Source organism: Novosphingobium sp. SG707 (assembly GCF_012275515.1).
In the GTDB taxonomy this organism is placed as follows: Bacteria; Pseudomonadota; Alphaproteobacteria; order Sphingomonadales; family Sphingomonadaceae; genus Novosphingobium.
On record NZ_JAAZQL010000004.1, the window covers coordinates 373,312 to 392,656 of the forward strand.

Below are 19,345 nucleotides of genomic sequence, written 5' to 3' on the forward strand. Positions count from 1 at the left end.
TGGTATCGCTTTATCAACACCTTATAAGTATCTACGCGGATGTCGGCAGACACCAGTTGCCCGACGAGACCGGAGACCGACCATGAAATTCCTCAGCAAACTGATCCGTGACGAAGCCGGCGCCACCGCCATCGAATATGGCCTGATCGCTGCCCTGATCGCCGTTGCCGCCATCACCGCGATGAATGGCATGGGCAACCAGCTCTCGACGACCTTCAACACCACCTCCTCGCAGATGTCGACAGCCAACGCCTCTGCCGCCTGATCGGGATGATGCCGGGCGGCCGACAGCGTCGCCCGGACGACATCAGGATGCATGGGCGCCAGGACCGGGCCGCCCATGGCGCAACACAAAAGGGCGCAGCGTCCATCGACGCTGCGCCCTTTTGTGTATCCGGCGGGAATAAAGGCCTTATTCGGCGCCGATCGCCAGAAAACGCTCTTCGCGCATCGCCAGCAACTGCTTGGCGTCCATCTTGAGCAGCTTGTCCAGTTCCTCGCCAATCGCCTTGCCCAGCGCCTTGGCCGCCGCATCGGGATCGCGATGCGCCCCGCCCACCGGCTCGGGCACGATACGGTCGATGACCTTGAGAGCGAGCAGATCCTGCGCCGTCACTTTCATTGCCTCGGCCGCATCGGCGGCCTTTTCGGCGGTGCGCCACAGGATAGAGGCGCAGCCCTCGGGCGAAATCACCGAATAGACCGCATGTTCGAGCATCAGCACGCGCTCGGCGCTGGCCAGGGCCACCGCGCCGCCCGAGCCGCCCTCGCCCACGATCACGGCCACCATCGGCACGCGCAGCGCAAGGCAGGCCTCAGTCGAACGGGCAATAGCCTCGGCCTGACCGCGCTCTTCGGCCTCAACGCCCGGGAACGCGCCCGAGGTGTCGACCAGCGTAACCACCGGCAGCCCGAATCGGCCCGCCAGTTCCATCAGGCGAATCGCCTTGCGATAGCCCTCCGGCTTGCCCATGCCGAAATTATGCTTGATGCGCGTGGCGGTATCATGGCCCTTTTCATGGCCGATCAGCATCACCTTGCGACCATTGAGCGTCGCAAAACCGCCGATGATCGCGTGATCCTCACCATACAGACGATCGCCGCCCAGAGGCACGAAATCGGTGAAGATCTTTTCGACATAATCTACGAAATGCGGGCGCATCGGATGGCGCGCCACCTGCGTCTTCTGCCACGGGGTCAGCGCGCGATAGGTGCTGGCCAGCAGGTCGGCGCTCTTGCGCTCCAGCCGCCCCACCTCGGCGGAAATGTCGAGGTCGCCCTCGGCCGCCGTTGCGCGCAATTCCTTGATGCGCGCCTCAAGCGCGGCCACCGGCTTTTCAAATTCGAGATAGGAAACCATGGGGCATGGCCCTAGTGCGCCGCGCCGGTTTGGGCAAGCCTTTCAGCCGTCAGCCAACCGTTCTGGCCGCCAAAGGGTGGCGCTGGTTCACCAATTCGACCAGACGCGCCGCATCGACATGGGTATAGATCTGGGTCGTGCCGATGTCGGCATGGCCCAGCAGCGTCTGTACCACGCGCAGATCCGCGCCCCCTTCGAGCAGATGGGTGGCAAAGGCATGGCGCAGCACGTGGGGTGACAGCCGCGTGGGGTCCAGCCCCGCCCGCGCCCCCAATTCGCGCAGCAATTGAAACAGGCGCACCCGTGTCAGGTGCCCATCCTTGCCGGTGGAGGGGAACATAAAGCGCGAATCCCGCCCAGCGCCCCGGATCGCGATCCAGCGGCGCAGCACATGGCCCGCGCGCGCGCTGATCGGCACCATGCGCTGCACCCCGCCCTTGCCGGTGATGGTCAGCAAGGGCGCATCGCGCGGCGCGGAACGGATCGGCAGGGATACCAGCTCGGTCGCGCGCAGGCCCGAACCATAGAGCAATTCCAGACAGGCCAGCGTGCGCAAGGGCTCGCGCCTGTCGCCTGTGGCCTCTTCCTCGGCGCGGGCGAACAGGATGGCGATATCCTCATGCCCCAGAATGCGCGGCAAAGGTCGGCGCTGGGCCACGCGCGGCAGGGCCGGGCTGGGATCGTCCTCGCGCCAGCCCTCGTCGATCAGGAAACCGTAGAATTGCCGCAAAGCCGAGGATTTGCGCGCCACGCTGGCTGGCGAGAGATGCCCCCAAGTGGCCGCCAGCCGTTCCAGCGCGGCCACATCGGCATGTTCAATATCCCCCAGCTCATCCTCGGCCCCACGCAGATCGCGCTCATAGGCCGCCAGCGTATTGGCCGCCGCGCCGCGCTCCGCCGCCAGCATGGCGAGGAAAGCCGCCACCGCCGCGCTAGGCTCGCGCGTCAAAGCCTCACCCGCGCGCCACCGCTTCGGCCGCGATCATCCGCGCCTCGGCCGCCATCCCCACGCGGCTGAGCGCCGAGGTGATGTGATAGAGATAGCGCGGCGTCATCTTGGCCCAACTGTCGCCCTGCATCCCCAATCCGGCCAGCAAGGCCACCAGCGCGGCATTGTTCACGCCCGCCGCCGTATCAATCGCCCCGGTCCAGCGGGTCTGGCCCGCCACGCTGCCTTTGACCTTGCCCAGCAGCGAATCGCGCGTGCTGTCTTTGATCCGCCCCAGCCCCGACAGCGCAGCGATCAGCATGGCGCTGCGATGCTGGCCATCGGATTTGTCATTGCCGATAAAGGTCTCGATCGCCCCTGTATCAGCCTCGCCCGACATCGGCAGGCCCAGCGCCAGTTGCGCCCAGCCCGGCGATCCCGCCTCGACCACCGGCCGCCACAGCGCCGCATTGCCGTCCAGCCCGGCGCTCAGCATCGAGGCAATCAGATCACCCGATTGCGCATTGAGATCCGCCGAAGGCGCCAGACGCGCCGCCGCATAGGCCGTCAGCACCATGCGGGCATAGCGCGAATAGGGATTGGCGGCCCCATCCCACAATTGCTGCATCGCGGCCACGCGGTCGGCCGGGGCCACCCCCACATAGGCATCGCGCAGCAGGAGCGCGCGCTCCGCAGGGCCGCCGGTGATATCATCATTGCTGTAGATCTGGCTGTAGAGATCAACCATCGCCGCGCCCGACAGCACGCCCATCGCCCCCGCCACATCGGCGGCATCGGCGCGCAGGCCCAGCCCGGCCATCGGCGAGAGCGCGGTCATGTCGGCATAGACCGGCCCGGCCTTGGCCAGCAGCGCATCGGGCGGGGCCAGCCCCACCGCCAGCGTCAACCCATGGCGCATCGGGGTCAGGTCATTGACATTGTCCCACTCGATCTTGACCGCCCGCGCCCGCGCGCCGCCCACGGCCCCGGCATATTTCTGCGCCAGCTCCATATCCATGCCCGAGAGCACCTTGGCCTTGCCCAGACGGTCGAGTTCGGACTGGCCGGTCGAGGTCGCCCCGCCATAGGTCTGGCAAATGCTGCGCATCACCTGCCAGCCCGCATCATCGCGCGCCGAGGCGTTGAGTTGCAGCACAGGGCAGAAGCCGGTGAAATCGCCGGTGGCAATATAAGCATCCATCGCCGTCTGGGTCAGCGAGCCATCGTAATTGCTGGGGTCAATGTCCTGCACCAGCGCGCGGGCAGCCACGCCCTCGCCCATGCGCAGCAGCAGGGCGGCGCGCAGGGCGGCAAATTCGGTGGGCGCCATCTCGGCGGGCGAATCCAGCCGCGAGGCCAGCGCCCGGCGCACCAGAATATGGCCCCAGCGCGACACCATCTGGCCATTGTTGCCCGCCAGCACCGCGCGCACGAGGCCCGCATTCTGGCCCGCCAGCGATTGCGGCGCCATGCCGCCCTCGCCCATATCGAGCAGACCGACCTCCTTCATCGCGCGCTGGGCGCCGGGGGGAATGTCATATTTGGGGATGAGACCCAGCAGCCGGTCCAGCTTGTCCGGCGGCAAAGCGATCAATTGTTCAAACGAGGTGATCCCGCTCGGCAGCACAACCGGCCCGGTCGCCGTGGCCGCGCCAAGCGCGCCGATGCCCGATGGCGCCTCGACAACCGGCTGGGCGGCGATGGTGGGTTCGGGATTGGGGCCGATATCGACGCGCGGCTGTCCGGGTCGCGCAGGCGGTGCAGCAGGCGCGGGCGCGCGCGTGGGCCGCGCGGCGGGGCGGTCAAAACCGGGAGGCAGCAGCGATTCGGGCCCGCCCTGCGCCCATGCACCGCCCGCGCCCAGCAAGGCCACCAGCGAGCAGGCAAGGAGAGGCCTGGCAATCCGTTTCATCACTTCACCTGTCCGTTCACGCCGACCTGCCTGGTCGAAAGTTCCACCGCCACTTCGCGCATCTGCACCGGCCCGCCCTTGATCCAGGCCAGCGCCACAAGGCCGCCCGCCAGCATCAGGACCAGCGACAACCACCAGAGGCGATAGGATTTGCCCGATCCGTTCCTGCCGTTCTTCTTGCCGCTATCGCGCCGGATCGTGATACTCAACGCCAAAATCCTCGAAACAGCGGCCCGAAGCGGCCCGACATCATGCTATGCTTGCGCCGCCGGTTAGCAAAAGTATAGGCAACCCGGCAATGGATGAAGATCACACTCTTTCCGAAAGCGCAGCCGAGGCCGCTCATCTGGCCGCAGTTCTGGCGCATATCGACCGCCCCATCGTTCTGGTGGGCATGATGGGCGTGGGCAAGACGAGCCTTGGGCGGCGTCTGGCCGCGCTGCTGGGTGTGCCTTTTGTCGATGCCGATGACGAGATCGAGAAGGCTGCGCATATGCCGATTCCCGATATTTTCGCTACTTACGGCGAGGCTTTCTTTCGCGAGGGCGAACGGCGGGTGATTGCGCGGCTTCTGGGCGAAAACACGCCGGGCGATGCGATCAAGGGGCTGAAACTGCCTCATGCGGGTAACGGCAAGGCGGGGCTGAAGGTTTTGTCGACCGGCGGCGGGGCCTTTGTGAATGATGCCACGCGCGAACTGATTCTCGCGCGCGGGATCGCGGTGTGGCTGGATGCGGAACTGGAAACGCTGGTGGACCGCACCGCGCGCAAGGGCAACCGGCCTTTGCTGAAAACCGGAAACCCTCGCGAAATTCTCTCCAATCTCAAGTCCAGCCGTGAACCTTTCTATTCGCAGGCCCCGATCAAGGTGATGAGCGGCAATGTGCCCCATTCTCGCACCTTGGCCAGTCTGATGGTCTCGCTGGACGAATGGCTTGATGCCCATGGCGCGAAAGGCTGATTGAACGATGCCGATTATTTCTGTCGATATTGCCGGCCGCCCCTATGAAGTGCGCGTGGGCGCCGGGCTGATCGCCAATCTGGCGCAGGAAGCGGGCGCGCGGCTGCGCAAGCCCGTCGTGCCGGTCATTACGGACGCGAATGTGCATAAGGCTTGGGGGGCGGCGGTCGATGCCTCCCTGGCGGCGGCGGGCAAGAGCGCGGCATGGCATATCCTGCCTGCGGGCGAATCCACGAAAAGCTGGGCCAATCTGGTGGCGGTGGTCGATGGGCTGCTGGCGCTGGAGGTGGAGCGGGGCGACCATATCATCGCGCTGGGCGGCGGGGTGATCGGGGATCTGACCGGCTTTGCCGCCAGCATGCTCAAACGCGGGTGCCATTTCATTCAGGTGCCGACGTCGCTGCTGGCACAGGTCGATTCGAGCGTGGGCGGCAAGACCGCGATCAACACGCCTGCGGGCAAGAATCTGGTCGGCGCGTTTCATCAGCCCTCGCTGGTGCTGGCCGATCTCGATGCGCTCGATACCCTGCCCCGGCGCGAACTGGCTTCGGGCTATGCCGAGGTGGTGAAATACGGGCTGATCAACGACCCGGAATTTTTCACATGGTGCGAGGCCAATGGCGAAGCGATGCTCTCGGGCGATCGGGCCGCGCGCGAACATGCGGTGGCCTACTCGGTCGCGGCCAAGGCCCGCATCGTGGCGGAAGACGAGTTCGAGACCACGGGCCTGCGCGCCCTGCTCAACCTTGGCCATACGTTCGGCCATGCCCTTGAAGCCGAAACCGGCTTTTCCGACCGCCTGCTCCACGGCGAGGCGGTGGCGCTGGGCTGCGTGCTGGCGGCGCGGTTTTCGGCGCGGCGTGGGCTGATGGGCACGGATGAGGCCGAGCGCGTGGCTGCCCATATTGCCGCTGTGGGCCTGCCCGCCGATATTCGCGCGCTGGGGCTGAATGTGTCGGGGGCACAATTGGCCGCCCATACGCTGCATGACAAAAAGGTCGATGCGGGGCGGTTGGCGTTCCTGTTGATGCGCGGGATCGGCGGGACTTTCCTGACCAAGGATGTGACGCTGGAGGAAGTTTCGGCGTTTTTGAGAGAAGAATTGGAAGGGTAAAAATGCGAGGGTCATAACCCTCGCGCTCCCATTACTGTCTTTGTCGCGCACTACCTTTCCGTGAGCGCCAAATGGAAGCGCCGCAGGCATTTAATAGCCTCCGGCGGTGCGACATTGCGCAAGGCCGAACCCATGGCGCAACAAAGACAGTATCGGGGAGCCACGAGGGGCTAGCCCCTCGTGATAATCCCTTCAAACCTTCTTACCGCATCAACACCAATTCCTCGGCCATCGAGGGATGCAGCGCAACCGTATCGTCGAAATCGGCCTTGGTCAGGCCCGCCTTCACCGCGATGGCGACGGCCTGCAGGATCTCGGGCGCATCCGGCCCGATCATATGGACGCCCAGCACCTTGTCAGTCGCTGCATCCACGATCAGCTTGTAGTAGCCGCGCTCCGCCCGCGCGTGGAACATATTCTTCATCGGGCGGAAATCGCTGGTGAAGATCTTGAGGTCATGCCCCGCCGCGCGCGCCGCCGCCTCGGTCAGGCCCACGCCTGCCAGAGGGGGCTGGCTGAACACGGCGCTGGGGATATGGTCATAGGCGATGGTGCGGGGTTTGCCGCCGAATACGGTGTCGGCAAAGGCATGGCCCTCGCGGATGGCCACGGGCGTCAATTGCACCCGGTCGGTCACATCGCCCACGGCATAGATCGAGGGGCAGGAGGTGGCATTATATTCATCCACCGGGATCTGGCCATTTGCGCCCAGTTCGACCCCGGCATTTTCCAGCCCCAGCCCCGGCGTCTTGGGCTTGCGCCCGGTGGCGACCAGTACGGCGTCGGCCTCGATAGGCAGGAAACCCTTGGTATTGACGCAGAGCGAGCCATCGGATTGCTTGATGATGCTCTCAATCGGCGCGTCAAAGCGGAACTCCACCCCGCGCGCGCGCATCATCGTCAGCAGGCGGTCGGTCAGGCTCGAATCATAGCTGCGCAGGATCTTGTCCGACCGGTTCACCACCGTGACATGCGCGCCCAGAGCATTGAAGATGCCCGCAAATTCCAGCGCGATATAACCCGCCCCCTGAATCACCACACGCTTGGGGAAGCTCTCCAGATGGAACACCTCATTGCTGGTGATCGCATGTTCGTTGCCCGGAAATTCGGGCATCACCGGCCATGCGCCCACGGCCACCAGAATGTATTTCGCGCTGATCTCATGCCCCGATGCCAGCCGCACCGTGTTCGGCCCGGCGATGGTGGCGCGCTCGTGGAAATGCTCGACCTTGTTATTGTCCAGCGTGGAGGTGTAGGCCCGCTCCAGCCGGTCGACATCGCTGGCCACGAAATCGCGCAGCGCCGCCCAGTCGAAGCTCTTCTCGCCCAGCGTCCAGCCCAGCTTGGCCGTATCGTGCAGTTCCTCGGCAAACTGGCTGGCGTAAACCAGCAGTTTCTTGGGCACGCAGCCCCGGATCACGCAGGTGCCCCCGACGCGGAATTCCTCGGCCACGGCCACGCGCGCACCATGACCAGCCGCGATCCTGCTTGCCCGGACGCCCCCCGACCCGGCGCCAATCACAAACAGGTCGTAGTCAAATTCGGCCATTTTCAAACTCCACCGGGGGACATGTCATTGCGCGCCGATATGGGGCCAGAACAAGGCTTTGCCAATAGATAGTATGCAACACTGACAATATTAATCCGCAGGATTGTTCTTTTTTAGAAATCCTTCAATCGCATTCAGCAATTCCAGTCGATCGGCCTCGCGCGTGAAATAATGGTCGGCCTTGGGCAGGGACAGGAATTCCACCGGCTTGCCCGCCGCGCGCATCCTTGCCGCCATCGACACCGACTGGCTATGATCGACCGTCACATCCATCTTGCCATGGATCAGCATCAGCGGCGCCTTGATCCGGTCCACCGCATTGATGGGCGAAACAGCGGCAAAATCAGGCGTCATCCGTTTCCATGCATCCTGATTGCTATTGCCGTAGAGCGAATTGCCCATATCGTTGACCTCGCGCCGGACGCTGGCCACGCCCGAAATCGAGATGCCGCAGCGCCACACATCCGCATCGCGCGCCAGCCCCCACATCGTGGCATAGCCCCCATAGGAGGCCCCCACCAGACAGGCCCGCTTGCCATCGGCGATGCCCTCCTTCACCGCCCAGCCCAGCGCGTCATTGAGGTCATCCTGCATGGCCAGGCCCATCTGCCCTTCGCCCTTGCGCTCGAATTCCTCACCATAGCCATCCGAGCCGCGAAAATTTGGCTGGATCACACCATAGCCAAGCTGAGCCACGAATTGCGCCCAATAATCATAGTCCAGCGTATCATGCGCCCAAGGCCCGCCATGGGGCATCACCACAAAGGGCAAGTTCTTCGCCACTTTGCCTTTGGGCAGGGTCAGGACCGCCTCGATCTCCAGCCCGTCGCGCGCCTTGTAATGCACCATTTTCACCGGGTTGAGCGCCTGCCCCTTCAGCCGGTCGGACAGGAAGGCGATGCGGTGCAGCACGCCTTCGTTGGTGTCATAGAAATAGATCGCGCCCGGCGCATCGGGAGCATCGATCCGCACCAGCATGCGGGTGTGGTCGCGGTTGATATCGACAATCCCCACACGCCGGTCGGGCACCGCCTTGGCAAAGGCGGCCTGCGTTTCGGCCAGCGTCGGGTCCAGCCAGATCCGCTTCTCATCCTTGCCGCCCAGACGCACGCCCAACAGCGTCTTGCGGTCCGGATCGGTCCATGTGCCCTCGACCCAGCTTCCCTCAGGCGCGGTCCACACGGTGCGCAGATCTTTTTGCGTGGCCACATCCACCTCGAACAAGGCGGAATGCTTGTCCTTGTCCTCATGGATTATCAGCGCGCTGCCGGGCGTGGCGCCAAAACCGACCACCGAGATCAGATCCTCGCGCTTGCGCCCGTCCGCGCGATCCACCACACGAAAGGGTTCATTGGCGCCATTACGATACATCATCCGCGACTTGCGGCTCTGATCGTCATAGCCATAACCGATGCGCACCACGCCATCACCATCGGTGAACCAGCGCATGACATCCTCGCGCCCTTGCTGGACCATCATCCGGCTGCCGGTTTCGACATTGAAACGATAGATGCTGGGCCAGAATTCAGGGCTCATGTAGATCGAATTCTGCCCCGCAATCAGGGCGGTCGGCGTGCCGTCGCTGGCGGTCCACAGGACCCGGTCGGCCGACTGCCCCTTGCTGTCCCAGAACAGCTTGGTGATCTTGCGCGTCACCCGGTTGAAATTGATCAGACGGCTGACATAGAATCTTTCGCCCTCCACTGGCTGCAGCACGGTCAGATGGATCAGCAGATTGTCATTGTTGACCCACTCCAGCCCATGGGCCTCGGTCAGATCGGGAATGCCGATGCAGGCGGGCGCAGCCTGCCCGGCAAACAGACCAACGGCGCAGATCCGCTTTTGCCCGCCAATGGCAAAAAGCCCGCCCATCCATTCCCCATTGGGCGAAAGCGTCGGCTCGCCCACGAAGGGCAGCACGGCGAAATCGGCAGCCTCGAGCCGGTGTGGCGCCTCAACCGCCGGCACTGGTGCGGCCGTTGCCCCTTGCGCCAGAGCTTGTCCGCCAAACCCCAATCCAAACGCCGCCGTCAGCGTCAGCATGCTGCTGTACGCCCGGCCAAACTGCTTCGCGATCATCAAGCCCCCGTAAACCGTATTTCGCCTATCGAATATATTGCCCGTTGGGAGAATAGGCACAGTCAATTCTGGAACTCAATGAATTTTTAAACAAAAATCGCGCCATTTCTTTGCAGAAACAGCGCGATTCCGTCCATTTTTACCTTGGTCGAGTGGCTCAGGCCAGGCCGGCCTCGGCCAGCAGCGCGGTGGTGCTGGCGTCGAACTGGGCCTCGCCCTTGTCGATGGCATTGGCGATCTGCTTGCCCAGTTCCACGCCGAACTGGTCAAACGGGTTGATGCCCATCAGCACCGCATTGGCAAAGGTGCGATGTTCATGAAACGCGATCAGCGCGCCAAGGCTGGCAGGCGAGAGGTCGTCGATCAGGATGGTGGCCGAGGGGCGGTTGCCCGGATAGGAGCGCGATTTATCCGCCGAATCCTTGCCCGCCATCAGTGCGGCGCCCTGCGCAAAGCAGTTCATCAGCAGGATGCGGTGATGCGCGGGATCAAGCTGATCGCCCGGCGCGATGCTGGCGATGAAATCGACCGGCACCACGATGGTGCCCTGATGCAGAAGCTGGAACACGGCATGCTGCGCATCCGTGCCCACGCCGCCCCAGGTGATCGGCGCCGAAGGGCCATCAAGCGGCGCGCCGTCAAAGGTAACGCTCTTGCCGTTCGATTCCATTTCGAGCTGTTGCAGATAGTCGGGCAGCAGTGCGAGGCGCTCGTCATAGGCAAAGCAGGCGCGCGTCTGGCAACCGCGCAGGCGGGTGTAGAGCTGATCGGCAAAGGCCGCGCGCAGGGGCAGATTGTCCGCGCCCGAAGTATTGGCGAAATGTTCGTCGATGGCCGCGGCGCCCCCGAGGAATTCGGCAAATTCCTCAAAACCCAGCGCCAGCGCGACCGGGAAGCCGATGGACGACCACAGCGAATAACGCCCGCCCACGCTTTCGGGGAAAGGCAGAATGCGGGTTTCATCCACACCCCATTCCACCGCCTTTTCCGGCGCGGCGGTCAGCGCGATCACACGGCCATAGGGATCATCAACACCATTTTCCTTCAGCCAGTTCAGAGCCGACCTGGCGTTGGTCATCGTCTCGATGGTGGTGAAGGTCTTGGACGCCACCGCGACCAGCGTCGTGGCCGGGTCAGCTTTGGCAAAAGCGGCCTCCAGCGCGCAGCCGTCGATATTGGCCACCACATGCACCTGCACCACGCAGCCGTCGCGGGTCAGCGCATCGATCGCCAGCGCCGGGCCGAGCGCGCTGCCGCCGATACCGATATGGATCAGATGCCTGACCTCGCCCAGCGCGCCTTCGTGGATCGCGCCCACCAGCGAGGCCATGCGCTGATGCAGAGCTTGGGCCTCCTCGACGCTGGTATCCTTGCCCACGCCGCGCTGGGCGGTATGTTCGGCAGCGCGGCCTTCGGTGTTGTTGATCTTTTCGCCGCCGAACAATTGCGCGCGGCGGCCATCGAAATCCTGCGCCGCAGCCAAGGCTTCGAACCCGGCGATATGCGCGTCATCCAGATGCATCTTGGACCAGTCGAAGCGGATGCCCCCCAGCCCTTCGCCCAGCTCGAAACGGGTGGACAGCTTGCCCAGACGATCGGCATCGCCGGCGAACAATTCCGCCAGCGTGGGGCGAGGCAGGCCCGCCAGATGGTCCCATGCAGCCTTGACCGATTGGTTGGTGGACACGTTCGCTTCACTCCCGTCTTGCAGATGCGATCAATAATTGGCCCGAACCTATGCCCTTTGCGCAAGGATTGGCCAAGGGTGCGGCGCAGCATTTTTCCTTTTATCGCCCCGCTGAATACGTTTTGTGACGCAAGGATGGTCCAAACATGCACGGTTCATCCCCTGCTCAGCCAAACCATGGCTTGACGCAGCGCTTCTTGGCCAACATGGCAGCACGGCCAGATTCAAGGATGAGCAAAGATGAGCCAAGCCGAACCCGCCACCAAGCCCGGCGCCAAACCGGAAAAACAGGAGGAGAACTTTTTCGTTTTCCTTATCAAGCTGGTGGTGATCGTTGCTGTGTTCCGCAGCTTCATCTTCTCGCCCTTTAACATCCCCAGCGAATCGATGCTGCCGCGTCTGGTCAATGGCGACTATTTGCTGGCCGCCAAATGGCCCTATGGCTATTCGCGCTATTCGATGCCCTTCAGCCTGCCGCTGATCCCGGGCCGCATTCTGGCCACCCAGCCCAAGCGCGGCGATGTGGTGATCTTCAAGGCCCCGCCGACCAATCAGGATGACTGGATCAAGCGCGTGATCGGCCTGCCGGGCGATACGATCCAGATGAAGGGCGGCGTCCTCTACATCAACGGCAATGCCGTGCCCAAGCAGAAGATCGAGGATTTCGAGATCGCCGTCTCGCCCAACACCTCCTGCTATCAGCCGCGCTATGGCATGAGCGTGAATTACGAGACGGTGAAGGATGGCAAGACCATCTGCCACTATCCGCAATATCGCGAGACCCTGCCCGCCGATAACGGGAAACCGGGCAAGTCGTATAACGTGCTCGATATGGAAACCACGCCGCAGGACAATACAATGCCCTATATCGTGCCCGAAGGCGCGCTTTTCCTGATGGGCGATGACCGCGACAATTCGCAGGACAGCCGTTTCCCCGTCGAGGTGGGCGGCATCGGCTATGTGCCCCAGGGCAATCTGGTGGGCCGCGCCACCATCGTGATGTGGTCGACCGACGGATCGGTTTCGTGGTACAAGCCCTGGACCTGGCTGACCGCCGCGCGCTGGAACCGGATCGGGGGCACCTTTTGAGCAAGACGCTTACGACAAAGCCTGTCAACAATCCGGCGCTTCCTGAGGCCACGCGGGAATTTCTGACCCGCGTGATCGGCGTTGATCCCGATGGCGCGCCCGAATGGACCGCCGCGCTGACCCATGGCAGTTTTTCGGCCCAGAATAATGCGCGCGGCAAAGGGCTTGAGGATTATCAGCGGCTCGAATTTCTGGGCGACCGGGTACTGGGCCTGACGATTGCCGAATGGCTGTATCAAAGCGAGGGCGCGGCCGAGGGTCGCCTGTCGCAGCGATTGAACGTGCTGGTCAGCCGCCAGATGTGCGCCACCATTGCGCGCGGGATCGGGCTTGGCGAACATATCCGCCTTGGCAAACAGGCACGCGACGATGGCGGGTCGGACAGCGAGAATATCCTGGGCGACGTGATGGAAGCGCTGATCGGTGCCTCCTTTGTCACGCGCGGCTTTGAACCCACCCGCGCCATGATCCGCAGCCTTTGGGCCGAAGAGGTCGGCGGACGGGCGGGGCAGGCCAAGCATCCCAAATCCGCGCTTCAGGAATGGGCCGCCGGCAATCGCCGCAAGCCGCCCGAATATCGACTGGTCGATCGTTCAGGCCCCGATCATGCCGCCCGCTTTACCGTCGCCGTGGCGGTCAAGGGCGTGGGCGAGGTCGAGGCCGTGGCCAACAGCAAACAGGAGGCCGAAACCCAGGCGGCCGCCGCATTTTTAAGGCAATTTGGATGAGTGAAATCGCAGAATCTTGCGGCCTGGTGGCCGTGCTGGGCGCCCCCAATGCGGGCAAGTCCACGCTGGTCAACGCGCTGGTCGGGCAAAAGGTGGCGATTGTCTCGCAAAAGGCGCAGACCACCCGCGCCCGCCTGATGGGCATCGCGCTGGAACAGTCGCCCAAGCATAATGCCCAGATCATCCTTGCCGACACGCCGGGCATTTTCGCCCCGCGCCGCCGTCTGGACCGCGCGATGGTGGCCGCCGCATGGGAAGGCGCCAGCGAAGCCGACGCCATCCTGCTGGTGGTGGATGCCGCCAAGAAGAACCGGCAGGGGCTGGAGGAAATCCTCGAATCGCTGAAAGCTCGCCCGGAACGCAAGCTGCTGGCGCTCAACAAGGTCGATCTGTGCCCCAAGGAGCCGCTGCTGGTTCTGGCGCAGGAACTGACGCAGGCGGTGGACTTTGCCGAGGTGTTCTTCATCTCCGCCTCGACCGGCGACGGCGTGGCGCAGTTGAAGGCGCGTCTGGCCGATCTGATGCCCGAAGGCCCGTGGAATTTCCCGGAAGATCAGGTGTCGGATGCCTCGGAACGGCTGATGGCCTGCGAAATCACCCGCGAACAGCTCTATCGCCAGCTCCATGACGAGCTGCCCTATGACAGCACCGTGCGCCCCGAAAGCTATACCCACCGCAAGGATGGCAGCGTCGAGATCCGCCAGCAGATCGTCATCGCCCGCGAAAGCCAGAAGTCGATCGTGCTGGGCAAGCGCGGGGCGCGGCTGAAAGCGATCGGCGAGGCCGCCCGGACCGAGCTGGCCGAGCTGCTCGGGGTCAAGGTGCATCTGTTCCTGCACGTCAAGGTCGACGAAAACTGGGCCGATGCGCGCGAGATTTACGAGGAAATCGGACTGGAATGGGTGCGCTGAGACACCCTTCCGATCTTTTGTGGGACAGACATACAAAGAATATGGCAAAGAATATGGCAAATCGGATGAAAACTGCGACAAGACGGTTTGGTTCGATACCATGAAGTAACAGCACAGAAGCAAATCTGGGCATCGGGGGTTGATGGCCTGGCCGCAATGCAGATGGGGGTCTGTCGCGGTTTGCAAGGGCGATCAGACGGACGGAGTGTTTGATGGTCGAATATATCGCAGAACTTCCGGCGCGGTTGCGGGGTGCAGCCAAGGCGGAAGCTCCCAAAGCCGGCCAGCCCCTGTCGGGCGTGGGCGAAAGGGCTGGGCTGGGCGCGGTGCGCGGGGTCAATCTGCTGCTGATGGGCTTTGCCTATCTGGCGGTGGGGCTTCTGCTGCGCGGCGCTACGCTGGGCTATCCGATTATCCATGCAGACGAGCAGTTCTATCTGCTGGTGGGCGACCGCATGCTGCATGGCGCGGTGCCCTTTGTGGACATTTGGGATCGCAAGCCGATCGGGCTGTTCCTGCTCTATGGTGCGATCCGGTTGTTGGGGGGCGACGGGATCCTGCAATATCAACTGGTGGCGCTGGCCTGCGTGGCGGGCACGTCGCTGGTGATCTATCGTATGGCGCGCGAGATCGCCTCGCCGATGGGGGCGTGGTGGGCGGGCGTGGCCTATCAACTGTTCCTCTCCGCCTTCTTCTGCTTTGGCGGACAGGCGCCGGTTTTCTACAATCTGCTGATGGCCCTGGCGGGCCTTGGCATGATGGTCGTATGGACGGCCAAGACCGACCGGCGGCTGTTTCTCCATGGTCTGGCGATCATGGCGGTGGTCGGCGTCTCGCTTCAGATCAAATATACGGTCGTGTTCGAAGGCATCGCCTTTGGCCTGATGCTGATGGCCCGTGCGCAGACGCTGGGCTGGTCGCATGGGCGCATTCTGGCAGCGGCCACCGGCTGGGCGGGCGTGGCGCTGTTGCCCACGCTGGCGGCGTGGGGTGCCTATATCGCGATGGGCCATGGCATGGCCTTTGCCCAGGCCAATTTCCTCTCGATCTTTGACCGCCATGAGGAATTCGACGGTTCGCTGTTCCGGCTGTTCAAGGAAACGCTTGCGCTGCTGCCGGTCTGGGCAGCACTCTTTCTGGCCCCGCGCCAGATGCCGCCGATGCGCTATGCCGCGCGTCCGGCGCAAGGTTTCCTGCGCATCTGGGCGGCTGTGGCGGTGGCCGGGTTCCTGCTGTTTGGCACATGGTATGACCATTATGTCGCGCCGCTGCTGGTGCCGCTGATGGCGCTGGCCGCGCCCGCGCTGGGGCGTGGACGACCGTTCCGCTGGTACACGCATTTCATGCTGGCCATCGGCATGATCGCGGCGGCCGTGGTGACGATCTACAACACGCGCCATCATGGCACGACCGAAGAGATCGAACTGGCCGCCGACATGATCCGCAACGCGGCCGCCACGCCCACCGGGCAAGGTTGTGTCTATATCAACGAGGGTGACCCCATCCTCTACCACATGACCAACGCCTGCTTTGTCACGCGCTATGTCTTTCCCAATCACCTCAACAATCTGACCGAGCAGCGGGCGCTGGGGGTCGATGCCAACAGCGAGATGCGGGCGGTTCTGGCCCGGCGTCCGCAGGTGGTGGTGATGCTGGAGACGCCCTTTTCCAAGCCGGTCAACTGGCAGTCGCGCCAAATCCTGATGGATGGCCTGAAAGAGCATTACCGCAAATTCGCAGATCCCTTCATCGGCAGCCGCCATTATCAATTGTTCGTGCTGAAAAACGCTGCGACGACACCGGCACAGTAACAATTCTGCATGGTCCTCTCTGCCTTTAACCTGCGCAGCCTGATGGGCTCGCCCCGTTTTGCGCGACTGATCATCGGCGTCTTTGTTCTGGCCCTTCTGCTGGCCATACTGACGCCGGTGTACAGCGATGAGATAGGCTGGCGGCTTCAGGAACGGGGCTGGCTGGACGGCGTGGACAAGCTCTATTCCGAGCAATGCGGGCCATCCACGCTGGCCCGGCCGCTGTGGTTCATGTGGCCGGTGCGATGGTATTCGGCGTTTTTCAACACGGGCTTTCCCGATCCCTTTTGGGTGCGTTTCTCGGGCGTGCTTTATGCGCTGGGCTGGACGGGGCTGTTCCTTGCCCTGATCCGGCGCATGGCGGCCGGCGCGGCGCAGCATCGCGCGGTGGTCGTCATCGCGCTGGGCCTGCTGGGACTCGGTACGCTTCCGCTGCAACTGGTGTGGAGCCGCCCTGAACAGCCGATCCTGCTGGCCGCGCTGGCCGCGATGCTGGTGGCATGGGATGGGCGCCAGCGCATGTCATGGTGGCGTCCGGCGGCGATCATCCTGCTGGCCGGGATCGCGCTGTCCTATCATTTCAAGGCGCTGGTGCTGGTCCCGCTGTTCCTGGCCTGTATCGCGCCGCAGCGCAGCCCTGCCCTCTGGCGTCTGCTCTGGGCGGCGGCCCTGCTGGCGCTGGCTGCTGCCTCGGCCCAATATTGGTTCGCCCGGCTGTCATGCCCGGCCGATAGCATGCTGGCCGCACAGCACGCCCAACAAAGCCTGCATTATGAGGGCAGCGTCGTGAAACTGGCGCTGCGCGCATTGGCCAATGACAATCTGCCCGCCTATGTCACGCTGGCCGCGCCCGATGTGACGCCCATGTCGCATTGGCTGCCCTATCACCTCGTGACGAAACTGGAGCAGATCGCGTGGTCCGCCGCGATGATCGCCTTGTGGCTCATCGCCTTTCTGTTGGCTGCGGGCGCTCTGTGGCGCGTGGTGCGGGAGGGCGGGATATGGGCCATGCTTGATCTGCGGGTCGTCTTCGCGCTGCTGCTGTTCGGCATCGCATCGGCCTATGCCTCGGTGCAGATGGTGCGCAATTGCTATGAGGCCGCCTTCGTCCTGCCGCTGTTGGCGATGTCCTTTGCCTGCGCGCTTTGCGCCGGGCCAAGCAGGGAGCCGAACGGGGCACCGGGCGTGACGCCGCGCCTGCAAACCATGGCCGCCGTCACCGGCATCGCCATGCTGCTCAGCGTGGTGATGGTGGGCGCCATCTATGGCCCCTCGTTGGTTCAGGCCACGCAGGCTGGCGGCTATCTGGCCGAGCAGCCGCTTTCCGTCCCCGTTTTCCACTATGACCGGGCCAGAGCGACGATCCGCAAGGCTGCCGCGCTTTGCGGGATCGATCCCGACAATCATCGGCAACGGCTGCTGATCGATGACGCCACCTATTTCACCTTCATGCAGTCGCGCCTGCCCGATCATCACCTTTCGGTGCTCGACCCCCAATGGCGCGGCGCGGTCACCGATCCTCTGGCCTATCTGAAAAGTCAGGGCATGGATGGCGCGGTGGTCCATTGCCGTTTTCTCGACCAGGCCACGCGCCGACATGCGCGGGCGTCGGGCGAAGTCTGCTGCCTGTCGCGCGCCATGTTCTGACTATCCGTTCGGGCGCACCTGCCCCTCGGCCCCGACAAGGCCCGCGCGGCCCATGACGAACAGGCAACCGGCCAGCAGCACCAGCGCCACGATCGGGCCATGCGTGTCATTCGTGCCCAAAGGCGACACGACCAGCCCGACAAGACCAAGCAGCGTCAGACGGCTATCCCCCGGCCGGGGCGGGCGCTGCGACAGATCCAGCATCAGGAAAACCAGCAGGGGCACGATCCGCAGCAGGTGATAATAGGCCATCACCGGCAAGGTCAGCAGCGGTAAGGCGGTCAGGAAAAACAGCCATTCATGGCGATCCATCCCTCGCCTTGCGGCCTTGCGCGCGCCCAGCACCAGCGCGGCGACGCCGCCGGCCGAAAAGATCTTGCCGGTGATCTCATCCCATCCCGGCCCCATGCCCAGCGCCTTGCCCAGCAATCGGGGCAGGAACTGCAAGGACACGTTCCAGTCATTGCCCATGCTGCCCTGCGCATAGACACGGTGGTAAATCGCCAGACCCTTGAAAAAATGCTCGACCGTATAGACCGGATAGAGCGCATGGATGACCTGCAGGCTGAGCGCCGCGATCCCCACTGCGGCCAATCCGGGCGCAATCATCCGAACCAGCTTGCGTCCGACCGGCGCCTCGCCCTGCAGCTCCAGCAGGACCAGAACAGCCGGTTCGGGCCGCAGGTTCAAGGCCAGCCCCAGCGCGATCCATCCCATCCAGCGCCACCGGTCCGCCCACAGTGTCAACAGATAGAAGAACACCAGAAGCATCGCAAAACCCGCGACATTCTCGCGGGTCAGCATCCAGATGGCAGGATAGGACAGGCAAAGCGCAAAACCGCAAAACCACGTGACCGGTCTGGGCGCATCGCACAGATGGGCAAATATCCGCATCACCGCCACGCCAAGCGCCATATACGCGACCATGAACCCCAAAACCGCCGCCATCGGCCCGGCCGATGCCATCGTCATGGCCCCCAGGACAAAGATGATCGCCGTCAGCGGCGGGATATGCAAAGTCGTGATCGTATGGGAATGGGGATCGTTGATATTGCGCAGCGAATCGTCCGCCGCGCCGAGATTGTTCAACAGATAGTCCTGAAACAGTTGCGGCCAATGGCTGTATTGCCCCTTGGCCATGACGTCCGTGAAGGCGAATTTGTAAGCGGTGGCCACCTTGGCGAAATCGGCGAACAGATCGGCCGGGTCAAAAAACATGCTCCACCGGCCCGGACCGCCAAAGGCATGATAAATATCATCGACAAGCGCCCGAACCGCCATGATCGCGATCAGCGCGGCAAAGGCTCGGGTGGGCTGGTAAAGGCGGTAATCGAAAACAAGCTGATTGAGTCGTGCAAGCGGCCGCTTAAGCCAAAGCGAATAGCCCATCAAAATAATATGTCCCGGACAAATGATTCATGCCTTCCCCACCGGCCCGTCATGGCACAGGCCAGTGGGAATGAAAGCAAAATCGCCCGCCCGGGGCAGGCCCAAAGGCATTAATGGGGCGCCTGCCCCGGATAGGACACAACCCGCTTCGAAGCGAAGCGGGTTGCGCGAGGATCGGGT

General features: G+C 63.5%; 16 protein-coding genes. 8 read left to right on the plus strand and 8 right to left on the minus strand.

The annotated features are described in order from the left end of the window. Positions 1 to 82: 82 nt before the first annotated feature. Entirely contained in the window at positions 83 to 265 is a 183-nt protein-coding gene (locus FHW92_RS14260; protein ID WP_168603917.1) for a Flp family type IVb pilin, read from the plus strand. 147 nt (positions 266 to 412) lie between these two features. Here FHW92_RS14260 and FHW92_RS14265 read toward each other — a convergent pair whose 3' ends face one another. Genes FHW92_RS14265 through FHW92_RS14280 form a run of 4 tightly spaced genes read right to left on the minus strand, consistent with a single transcriptional unit; the run spans position 413 to position 4,409 of the window. Further along, on the minus strand, positions 413 to 1,360 hold the full coding sequence (locus FHW92_RS14265; protein WP_168603918.1) for an acetyl-CoA carboxylase carboxyltransferase subunit alpha: 948 nt from the start codon (positions 1,358 to 1,360) through the stop codon (positions 413 to 415). 49 nt (positions 1,361 to 1,409) lie between these two features. After that, the gene (locus tag FHW92_RS14270; protein ID WP_282599755.1) at positions 1,410 to 2,309 is read right to left on the minus strand and encodes a tyrosine recombinase; all 900 of its coding nucleotides are present in this window, start codon (positions 2,307 to 2,309) and stop codon (positions 1,410 to 1,412) included. A 4-nt stretch (positions 2,310 to 2,313) separates the two neighbouring features. After that, entirely contained in the window at positions 2,314 to 4,200 is a 1,887-nt protein-coding gene (locus FHW92_RS14275; protein WP_210428502.1) for a hypothetical protein, read from the minus strand. Beyond that, entirely contained in the window at positions 4,200 to 4,409 is a 210-nt protein-coding gene (locus FHW92_RS14280) for a hypothetical protein (protein WP_168603919.1), read from the minus strand. Before FHW92_RS14280 ends, FHW92_RS14275 begins: the two co-directional genes overlap by 1 nt. 89 nt (positions 4,410 to 4,498) lie before the next feature. Here FHW92_RS14280 and FHW92_RS14285 point away from each other — a divergent pair, with 89 nt between their 5' ends. Further along, entirely contained in the window at positions 4,499 to 5,161 is a 663-nt protein-coding gene (locus FHW92_RS14285) for a shikimate kinase (RefSeq protein WP_246870161.1), read from the plus strand. 7 nt (positions 5,162 to 5,168) lie between these two features. Next, positions 5,169 to 6,275 carry a 3-dehydroquinate synthase gene (gene aroB / locus FHW92_RS14290; RefSeq protein WP_168603921.1) on the plus strand — a complete coding sequence of 369 codons (1,107 nt, stop codon included), beginning with the start codon at positions 5,169 to 5,171 and terminating at the stop codon, positions 6,273 to 6,275. Between the two features lie 202 nt (positions 6,276 to 6,477). Here aroB and gorA read toward each other — a convergent pair whose 3' ends face one another. The 3 genes from gorA to pgi all read right to left on the minus strand — a co-directional run bounded on the left by gorA (position 6,478) and on the right by pgi (position 11,590). Continuing rightward, on the minus strand, positions 6,478 to 7,824 hold the full coding sequence (gene gorA, locus FHW92_RS14295; protein ID WP_168603922.1) for a glutathione-disulfide reductase: 1,347 nt from the start codon (positions 7,822 to 7,824) through the stop codon (positions 6,478 to 6,480). A gap of 90 nt (positions 7,825 to 7,914) precedes the next feature. Beyond that, entirely contained in the window at positions 7,915 to 9,903 is a 1,989-nt protein-coding gene (locus tag FHW92_RS14300) for a prolyl oligopeptidase family serine peptidase (RefSeq protein WP_168603923.1), read from the minus strand. 157 nt (positions 9,904 to 10,060) lie between these two features. Further along, a complete protein-coding gene (gene pgi, locus FHW92_RS14305; RefSeq protein ID WP_168603924.1) occupies positions 10,061 to 11,590 on the minus strand; it encodes a glucose-6-phosphate isomerase in 1,530 nt (509 codons plus the stop codon). Between the two features lie 240 nt (positions 11,591 to 11,830). On the opposite strand from pgi, the gene lepB reads away from it, so the two are divergent. From lepB to FHW92_RS14330, 5 genes are all read left to right on the plus strand, one after another. Continuing rightward, positions 11,831 to 12,679 carry a signal peptidase I gene (lepB, locus tag FHW92_RS14310; protein WP_168603925.1) on the plus strand — a complete coding sequence of 283 codons (849 nt, stop codon included), beginning with the start codon at positions 11,831 to 11,833 and terminating at the stop codon, positions 12,677 to 12,679. Continuing rightward, positions 12,676 to 13,407: a ribonuclease III gene (gene rnc, locus FHW92_RS14315; RefSeq protein WP_246870162.1), complete on the plus strand. Its 732-nt coding sequence runs from the start codon at positions 12,676 to 12,678 to the stop codon at positions 13,405 to 13,407. Before lepB ends, rnc begins: the two co-directional genes overlap by 4 nt. Then, positions 13,404 to 14,318, plus strand: coding sequence for a GTPase Era (gene era / locus FHW92_RS14320; protein WP_172249264.1), 915 nt, complete (start codon positions 13,404 to 13,406; stop codon positions 14,316 to 14,318). Before rnc ends, era begins: the two co-directional genes overlap by 4 nt. 212 nt (positions 14,319 to 14,530) lie before the next feature. After that, on the plus strand, positions 14,531 to 16,129 hold the full coding sequence (locus FHW92_RS14325; RefSeq protein ID WP_168603926.1) for a glycosyltransferase family 39 protein: 1,599 nt from the start codon (positions 14,531 to 14,533) through the stop codon (positions 16,127 to 16,129). 9 nt (positions 16,130 to 16,138) lie between these two features. Then, positions 16,139 to 17,776, plus strand: coding sequence for a hypothetical protein (locus FHW92_RS14330; RefSeq protein ID WP_168603927.1), 1,638 nt, complete (start codon positions 16,139 to 16,141; stop codon positions 17,774 to 17,776). Here the strand turns inward: FHW92_RS14330 and FHW92_RS14335 are convergent, their stop codons facing one another. Next, positions 17,777 to 19,165 (minus strand): DUF2029 domain-containing protein, encoded by a 1,389-nt coding sequence (locus FHW92_RS14335; RefSeq protein ID WP_168603928.1) that lies wholly within the window; start codon positions 19,163 to 19,165, stop codon positions 17,777 to 17,779. Between the last annotated feature and the right edge of the window lie 180 nt (positions 19,166 to 19,345).

Coding starts and splice junctions, on each gene's coding strand:
- FHW92_RS14275 (WP_210428502.1), bottom strand. CDS start 4,200: ATGAAACGGATTGCCAGGCCTCTCCTTGCCTGCTCGCTGGTGGCCTTG.
- lepB (WP_168603925.1), top strand. CDS start 11,831: ATGAGCCAAGCCGAACCCGCCACCAAGCCCGGCGCCAAACCGGAAAAA.
- FHW92_RS14285 (WP_246870161.1), top strand. CDS start 4,499: ATGGATGAAGATCACACTCTTTCCGAAAGCGCAGCCGAGGCCGCTCAT.
- FHW92_RS14265 (WP_168603918.1), bottom strand. CDS start 1,360: ATGGTTTCCTATCTCGAATTTGAAAAGCCGGTGGCCGCGCTTGAGGCG.
- FHW92_RS14335 (WP_168603928.1), bottom strand. CDS start 19,165: ATGGGCTATTCGCTTTGGCTTAAGCGGCCGCTTGCACGACTCAATCAG.
- gorA (WP_168603922.1), bottom strand. CDS start 7,824: ATGGCCGAATTTGACTACGACCTGTTTGTGATTGGCGCCGGGTCGGGG.
- FHW92_RS14260 (WP_168603917.1), top strand. CDS start 83: ATGAAATTCCTCAGCAAACTGATCCGTGACGAAGCCGGCGCCACCGCC.
- aroB (WP_168603921.1), top strand. CDS start 5,169: ATGCCGATTATTTCTGTCGATATTGCCGGCCGCCCCTATGAAGTGCGC.
- FHW92_RS14330 (WP_168603927.1), top strand. CDS start 16,139: ATGGTCCTCTCTGCCTTTAACCTGCGCAGCCTGATGGGCTCGCCCCGT.
- era (WP_172249264.1), top strand. CDS start 13,404: ATGAGTGAAATCGCAGAATCTTGCGGCCTGGTGGCCGTGCTGGGCGCC.
- FHW92_RS14325 (WP_168603926.1), top strand. CDS start 14,531: ATGGTCGAATATATCGCAGAACTTCCGGCGCGGTTGCGGGGTGCAGCC.
- FHW92_RS14300 (WP_168603923.1), bottom strand. CDS start 9,903: ATGATCGCGAAGCAGTTTGGCCGGGCGTACAGCAGCATGCTGACGCTG.